Genomic DNA, 7839 nt, shown 5'->3' with positions numbered 1-7839 from the left:
GCCACCCCCTGGCGCGTGCCCGCGCGCCTGCGGGCCCGCCCGGGGTCGGCCCCCTACGGGGGGCGCGCGACACGCCCCCCCCCCCCCCCCCCGGGGGGGGGGGGGGGGGGGCGGCCCCCCCCCGCGACGGCTTTTCAGGCGAGCGCCTCCGGTTCCAGGTCCCCCAGATAGGCCGCCCGCACCGCCGGATCGCGGCGCACCTGCGCCGGCGCGCCGGCACAGATCCGGTGGCCGAAGTCGAGGACGACGACCTCGTCGCAGACGCTCATCACCATGTCGACGTCGTGCTCGACGAGCAGCACGCCCATGCCCCAGTCCTCGGCCAGCCGCCGTACCAGACGGGCCAGTTCCCGGGTCTCGTCGTCCGACAGTCCCGCCGCCGGTTCGTCGAGGAGCAGCACGGACGGGGAGGCCGCCACCGCGCGGGCGATGGCCAGCAGTCGCCGCTCTCCGTACGACAGGTCGCCCACCGGCCGGTCCAGGCTGTCCTGGAGCCCGAACTCCCTGACCGCGAGCAGCGCTTGAGCCGGCAGCGGGCGGCTGCCGGGGCGGATCAGATCCGTGAGGTACGTCCACCGTCCGGGCCGGTCGCAGGCGGCGTACAGGTTGTCCAGGACCGTCATGTCCTCGAACAGCTCCAGCGACTGGAAGGACCGGCTCAGCCCCGCCCCGGCCCGCCGGTGCACCGGCATCCGGGTCACGTCCGCGTCGCCGAGGCGCACACTGCCGGACGCGGCCCGGGTGAAGCCGGTGACGGCGTCGATGGCGGAGGTCTTGCCGGCGCCGTTGGGGCCGATCAGCCCCACGACCCGGCCCGGCTCCACGTCCAGCGAGAGCCCGTCGACGGCGACGACCCCGCCGTAGCGCACGGTCAGGTCCCGTACCCGGAGGGGCAGCGGGGCGGCGCGCGGTACGTCGGGCACGGCGGCTTCCCGCTTCTCCCCCCGCGCCACGGCGGCACGGTTCGGGAACAGCCTGCGCTCCAGGCCCGCCGCCTGCCCGCCGAGCTCTTTCCCGATACCGTCCTGGTTGCCCACCAGGGTCAGCACCAGGATGACCCCGCCGATCAGCGGCATCCAGTCGCTCAGCCCGGGCAGCACCCAGTCCCCGAACCGGGCGCCGACCGTACCCGCGGCGAACGTGGCGCCGAACAGCGGCCCGACGAGGAAGCCGCACCCGCCGATGACGGCGAGCCCGAGCGCGGTGATGGAGTCGAAGCTCGCGAAGTCGGAGAAGACCACCGACGTCGAGCGGAAGCCGGTGAGTACGCCGGCGAGCGCGGCGATGGCGGCGGACAGGCCGAAGGCGTACAGCTTGGCCGCGCGGACGTCGATGCCGAGGGCGGCCGCCGCCCGCTCGTTGGCCCGTACGGCGACGAGCCGGCGCCCCGTGCGGCTGCGCCGGACGTTGGCGACCGCGAGGGTGGCGGCGACGAACAGCACGAGGACCACGGCGGCGTACCGCTGCGGATGGTCGACGCCGGAGATGCTGATGCCGAAGAGCGTCTGCCTGCCCACGGCGATGCCGTCGCTGCCGGCGGTCGTGGACAGGTCCGTGTTCTGGAAGACCATCGCCTCCAGCGTGGTGCCGAGCCCGAGGGTGATGATCGCGAGGTTGACCCCGCGCGTCCGGACGGCCGGGAGCGCGAACAGCAGGCCGATCGGAACCGTACCCAGCACGCCTGCGAGCAGCGCGAGTTCGAACGGCCAGCCCCAGTCGGCCGCCGCGTGCCCGGCGATGAAGGCCCCGGTACCGGCGAGGGCGTAGGCCGCGAGCGACACCTGGCCCGCGTATCCGGTCACCACGATGATCGACAGGATGATCAGCGAGAGTACGAAGGTGCTGGTGATGGCGTCGGCCCACAGGGGCGATGACACGCTCACCAGCGCCAGCCCGGCCACGACGGCGAGCGTCAGCGGCACCGGGCGCACCCGGCCCGTGCCCAGGGCGGGCAGCCGGTCGAGGAAGGTGCCGCGCAGTGGCAGCGCCCGGCCGCGCGCGACCAGCACCAGGGCGATGAAGAGGAACGGCACCGACGAGGCGAGCCCCGTGACGTCGGAGCCGAAGCGGGTCAGCTCCGACTGCACGATCCCGATCGCCAGGCCGCCCGCGAGAGTGACGGGGAACGACGAGAACCGGCCGACCAGGGCGGCGGCCAGCGCGCTCAGCAGGAGGGTCGTAAGCCCGGTCACCGACAGGCCGATCACCGGCACGATCAGGATGGCCGTCAGGCCCGCGAGGGCGGAGCCCAGTGCCCAGTTGCCGGCGGCGATCAGGTCGGGGGACCAGCCGAGCGAGGCGGCGGCGCTCTCGTTCTCCGCGACCGCCGTGGTGCCGAGGCCGAACAGGGTGCGCCGGTAGAGGAGATGGAGGACCGCGGTGACGGCGACCGCGATGCCGAGCAGCCAGACGCGGTCCTCGGAGACCGTCGCCCCGGCGATCGACAGCAGCCGGGTCGGCAGCCTGCCCGGCACCAACTGCAGGCTGTCTCCGTAGCGCTTGACAGCTACGGCGGTGAGCACGATGAACACCGCGAGGGTGCCGACGAGCCGGGCGAGCGTGGATGCCCGGCGCAGTGGCCGGATCACCAGCAGGTGGGTCAGCACGCCCAGCGCCGCGGAGGTGAGCACCCCACACCCGGCGGCCGGCCAGTACGGCACACCGTGGTTGGCGGCCAGCTCCCACTGCACGTAGGCGCCGGCCATCCCGATCGCGCCGTGCGCGAGGTTCAGGACGCCGGAGCCCCGGTAGACCAGCACGATGCCGTGAGCGGTGAGCGCGTAGAGCGCGCCGAGCCCCAGGCCGAGCAGGGCGAAACGCAGGATGTCGTCCATCGGGGTGAACCTCCCAGGGGACAGATCAGACAGCGTATTTATTTAAATAATTGTGCCGAGGGTACTTCACTAACCCAAAAACGCACCCCATGCTGTTCGCCATCTCGATGACGAGCCCCGCGGAGGAACGACCATGAACGACTCACGCCGACGCAGAGGTGCCGCAGCGACCTGTCTCGCGGTGACCGGAGCCCTGCTCGCCGCCGGCTGCGGGGGAGGGGCGTCCGGCAGCGCCGCCGAGACCTCGTCCCTGAAGGGGACGCCCGTGAAGGTGATGGTCTGGGCGCCGGAGAACACCCAGGGCAGCGCCCAGCCCGGAGTCCGGCTGACCGCCCAGGCCTACGAGAAGTGGATCAACGCCAACGGCGGCATCAAGGGCGGCCCGCTCAAGGTGCTGACCTGCAACGAGAAGAACGACCCCGACGAGGCCGAGAAGTGCGCCCAACAGGCGGTCGCCGAGAAGGTCGTCGCGGTGGTGGGGTCGTACAGCCTCGCCGGCGACCGCTACATGCCCATCCTCCAGAAGGCCGGCATCCCGTACCTCGGCGGGACCGGCGTCTCCGCGGCCGAGTTCTCCAACCCGCTGTCCTTCCCGGTCAACGGCGGCACCCCGGTGGTGTTCGCGGCTCACGGCCGGCAACTGGTCCAGGAGGGCTGCAAGAAGATCTCCGGCGTACGGTACGACCTCGCGGCCGCCGCGATCGTCTCGCAGTTCCTCACCCTCGGCGCGACCTCCGCCGGAGGATCGGCGCCCAAGGACCTCAAGGTGCCGGTCACCGCCACCGACCTCGCCCCGCAGGTCGCCGCCGCGACCAAGGGCAGCGACTGCGTCAGCGTCATCCTGGGCACGCACTCGGACCTGTTCGTGAAGGCGTACGTGCAGTCCGGCGCGAAGACCAGGCTCGGCAGTGTCGTCGGCAACCTCACCCCGGAGCTGGCCGCGAGCACCGGCGGCAGCAGTAGCCCGCTGGAGGGCGCCGCGATCACCGGCTACTACCCGCCCACCTCCGACGCCGCCTGGAAGGACTTCGTCGCGGCCACCCAGGACGACAAGGGCATCGACCCCACCAACGGCGCCGACACGACCACCTGGGTGGCGTTCAAGGTCTTCACCGAGGCGGTCGAGAAGCTGCCGACGATCACCGCCGAGGCCCTGGTGAAGGAGCTCGACACCACCTCGGGCATCAGCACCGGCGGTCTGACCCCGCCGCTGAACTGGAAGGCGTCCACGGCCCTGCCGATCAAGGGCCTGAACCGCATCCACAACACCACCGCCACCGAACTGACCATCCACGACGGGCAGATCGAGTGGGCCAAGTCGCAGTCGACCTTCGTCGACGTCCGCAAGGTGCTGACGGCGACGCCGGCCGGCTGACCGAAGGAGAACGTCCGTGCACGCCACCGAGCCGCTGGTCGAGGCCCGCGCCCTGTCCGCCGGATACGGCAACCGGCCCGTCGTACGCGACCTCGACCTGCAGGTCCGCCCCGGCGAGGTCGTCGCCCTGCTCGGCGCCAACGGCGCCGGCAAGACCACGACCCTGCGAGCCCTCTGCGGCGACCTCGCCCCGATGGCCGGCGAGGTGCGCTGGCTGGGCGACACCGCCCGCACGCCGCTGCACCGCCGCGCCCGCCAGGGCCTGGCCTACGTCGGTGAGCGGGCGGTGTTCACCCGCCTCGACACCGCGGAGAACCTGCGGGCCGGCCGGGTCACGGCCGACCGGGCCCTGGAACTCTTCCCCGAACTCGAAAAACGCCTCCACACCGGCGCCGGCATGCTGTCGGGCGGCGAGCAGCAGATGCTGTCCCTGGCCCGCGCCCTGTGCCGCGCCCCCAAGCTGCTCCTCGCCGACGAACTCTCCCTCGGGCTCGCACCGTTGGTGGTCGACCGGCTGCTGCGCGCGGTCCGCGAGGCGGCGGACCGCGGCCTGGGCGCGCTGCTGGTCGAACAGCACGTACGCAAGGTGCTGGACATCGCCGACCGTGTCTGTGTCCTGCACCGCGGCCGGGTCACCATGACCGGCACCCCGAAGGAACTGCGCGCAAACCTGGACGCGATCGAGTCGTCGTATCTCGCCGATCCCTCAGCAGAGAAGAAGACCTACGCAACCGATTGAGGTGGGAGTCGTGGCAACCGCACGCGAGCAGATCAGGGCCCAAGTCCTGTCCGGCGACACGTTCGACCAACCTTCCCGTGAAACAAGGGAGTTGCAGCTCGAAGCCGCGCGGGAGGCCTTCGCCGCCCACCGCGAGCGCATCCCGCTGCTGCGCACCCGCGCGGCGGAGACGGGCATCGACGAGGTCACGTCCTTCGCGGACCTCGTCCCGCTTCTCTTCTCGCACACCAGCTACAAGTCGTACCCCGTCTCCCTCATCACCGCCGGCCGCTGGGACCGGCTGCTGCGCTGGTACACGACCGTGTCGGTGGTCGAGACGGAGGACGTCGACGTGGACGGCGTACGCGACATCGACGAGTGGACGGACCGCATCACCGCCGCCGGACACCGCCCGTACATCACCAGCGGTACCTCCGGGAAGGTCTCCTTCCTCAACTGCGACGCGAGCGACCTGAGTTTCCTGCACGACATCCTGGAGCACCTCACCTGCTGGCCCGACCCGCTCCCGCCCGAGCCCACCCGCCGCGGTTACCTGCTCGCACCGGCGAGCGGCCCGATGCGCTCCGTCGACGGCTTCCGCTGGCACGCGGAGGTCTTCGCCCGGCCCGGCGAGACCCAGCTGCTCACCGAGGACCCGATGCGGGTGTCCGAGCTGATGAGCAGCGCGCTGCTGCGCCGCCGCATGGCCGAGGGCGTCGCGAGCCCGCAGGAGATCAGCTCCTTCGAGACCGCGTCCGGGGCCCGCGAGCGGGAGCTGGGCGCGGCCGTGGACCGGATCGTGGACGACATCGCCGCGCACCGCGACGAGCCGCTGCTGATCGCCGGGATGAACAACCAGCAGTTCGCCCTGATCGAGGCACTGCGCGCCCGGGGTGTCCCGGACGGCGGCCTGCACCCGGACACGCTGGTGCTCAGCGGCGGCGGCAACAAGGGCCGGACGCTGCCCGACGACTACCAGGCCCGGTTCGCCGCCTTCTACGACGGCGTACGGCGGGTACGCAGCTACGGCATGACGGAGCTTCAGGGCTCCTGCCTCGCCTGCGAGAAGGGCAACTATCACGTGCCGCCATGGGTGATCCCACTGGTGCTGGACGAGCCGGGCGAGACTCTGCTCAACCCCGAACAGGGCGTGGTGGAGGGCCGGTTCGCCTTCCTCGACGTGTCTCTGGAAGGCCGTTGGGGCGGCCTGATCAGCGGCGACCGGGTCTTCGTGGACTTCTCCCCGTGCGACTGCGGCAGGCCCGGACCGGCCGTCCTGCCGGACATCCAGCGCTACGGCGACCTCGGTGGCGACGACAAGATCACTTGCGCCGCGACACTCGACGCCTACGTGCGGGGGATGATCCACGGATGAGCGGTAGGACCGGCGACAGCACCGCGGCGGACCCGGTGGCCGTCGCCCATGTGATCCGCGGCGAGATCGACGAAGGCCCCCGCGTCGGCCACGGCCGTCCGGGAGCCGCCTTCACCGCACCCGCCCTCGACCTGGACCGCCTGGTGTGGCCCCGCACCGAACCCGGACCCGCCTTCGACGTGCCCGTGGCCGAGATCGTCGACCTGCTGGTGGAGACCGGCGAGGCCCTCAGGGCGGATCGCGAGGGCCTGCTCGCCGACGCCCTGGACCGCATGGTCCGGGTCAGCCCGCTACCGGCGGAGGTGCTCGAACGCGCCTACGCCGTGCTGTGGCGCAGCTTCCGGCGCCCGCACCTGTATGCCCAGATCGACCACGAACTCGGCGGCACGGACGTCCTCGACGGCTGGCGGGAGGTACGACTGCCCGAGGGCAGGGTGGCCGCCACCCGCGCGTTCCCGCCGCGCCTGGTGCACATCATCGCCGGCAACGCGCCCGGCGTCGCCGCCATGTCCGTCGTGCGAGGCGCCCTCACCAAGGGCGTCAACCTGCTGAAACTGCCCTCGAACGACCTCTTCACCGCCACCGCGATCCTACGCACGATGGCCGCGGCGGCTCCCGGTCACCCGGTGGTGCGCTCCTTCTCCGCCGTGTACTGGCGCGGCGGCGACGAGACCGTGGAAAGCGTGCTGTTCCGCCCGCAGTTCTTCGACAAACTGGTCGCCTGGGGCGGCGAGGCCACCATCCGCGGGGCGCTGCGGTACGTCGGCCCGGGATTCGAACTCGTCTCCTTCGACCCCAAGACCTCCATCTCGCTGATCGGCCACGAGGCCTTCGCGTCGCCCGAGGCCCTGGCCGAGGCCGCCGACACGGGCGCCGCCGACGCCACGTTCTTCAACCAGCAGGCCTGCGTCGCCAGCCGTTTCCAGTTCGTCGAGGGCTCCTGGGACGACGCCGACCGCTACGCGGAACTGCTCTGCGAACGCCTCGGCGTGGCACGGGAGTTCAGCTCTGCCGACGGTCCGCGAGTCGCCGCTGGACTCCGCGAGGAGATCGACGTACTGCGCTCCCTGGCCCCCGACTACCGGGTGTGGGGCGGCTACGACGGCCGGGGCCTGGTCATCCGCTCCCCGGAACCGGTGGACTTCCACCCCGACGGGAAGATGGTCAACGTCGTCCCGGTCCCCGGCCTCTCCGGCGCCGTCGCACACGCCGGAGTCGCCACTCAGACGGTCGGCGTCTATCCCGACGCCCGCAAGGCGGAACTGCGCGACGCCCTCGCCTGCGCCGGAGTGCAGCGCGTGGTGTCTCTCGGCAGAGCGGGCGGCATGCCACCGGGCCTCTCCCACGATGGCTTCTACCCACTGCAGCGCCTGATGCGCTGGGTGAACGACGAGTGACATCGACTCGTTGCCCAGGCCCGCGCCGACCGGACCAGGACGCCTGACGGGCATCTGCCCGACGCAGGCACCTTTTCGCCGCCTGAGCTTGACTCTGTCGGGGATCTTGGATGGTCGAGGTCAGGTGCCGAGGGTGCGCC

5 protein-coding genes are annotated in these 7839 nt (G+C 71.9%); 4 read left to right on the top strand and 1 reads right to left on the bottom strand.

Going from position 1 to position 7839, the window contains the following annotated elements:
- Positions 1–134: 134 nt before the first annotated feature.
- A complete protein-coding gene (locus tag ACFY6U_RS09790; RefSeq protein ID WP_390036385.1) occupies positions 135–2834 on the bottom strand; it encodes an ATP-binding cassette domain-containing protein in 2700 nt (899 codons plus the stop codon).
- 133 nt (positions 2835–2967) lie between these two features.
- On the opposite strand from ACFY6U_RS09790, the gene ACFY6U_RS09785 reads away from it, so the two are divergent.
- From ACFY6U_RS09785 to ACFY6U_RS09770, 4 genes are read left to right on the top strand one after another with little or no spacing between them, the layout of a single operon-like run.
- The gene (locus ACFY6U_RS09785; RefSeq protein WP_390036383.1) at positions 2968–4209 is read left to right on the top strand and encodes an ABC transporter substrate-binding protein; all 1242 of its coding nucleotides are present in this window, start codon (positions 2968–2970) and stop codon (positions 4207–4209) included.
- A gap of 16 nt (positions 4210–4225) precedes the next feature.
- Positions 4226–4948, top strand: a complete 723-nt coding sequence (locus ACFY6U_RS09780) for an ABC transporter ATP-binding protein (RefSeq protein ID WP_390036381.1) — start codon at positions 4226–4228, stop codon at positions 4946–4948.
- 10 nt (positions 4949–4958) lie between these two features.
- Positions 4959–6302, top strand: coding sequence for a hypothetical protein (locus ACFY6U_RS09775; RefSeq protein WP_390036379.1), 1344 nt, complete (start codon positions 4959–4961; stop codon positions 6300–6302).
- Complete coding sequence (locus ACFY6U_RS09770; protein WP_390036377.1) at positions 6299–7699, top strand: acyl-CoA reductase; 1401 nt, start codon at positions 6299–6301, stop codon at positions 7697–7699. Before ACFY6U_RS09775 ends, ACFY6U_RS09770 begins: the two co-directional genes overlap by 4 nt.
- Positions 7700–7839 lie beyond the last annotated feature (140 nt).

The sequence above is a fragment of the Streptomyces sp. NPDC013157 genome (genome assembly GCF_042899865.1).
Classification (GTDB): Bacteria; Actinomycetota; Actinomycetes; order Streptomycetales; family Streptomycetaceae; genus Streptomyces.
Note: the sequence above shows the minus strand (reverse complement) of the source record. Positions and strands in the feature narration are given on the sequence as shown.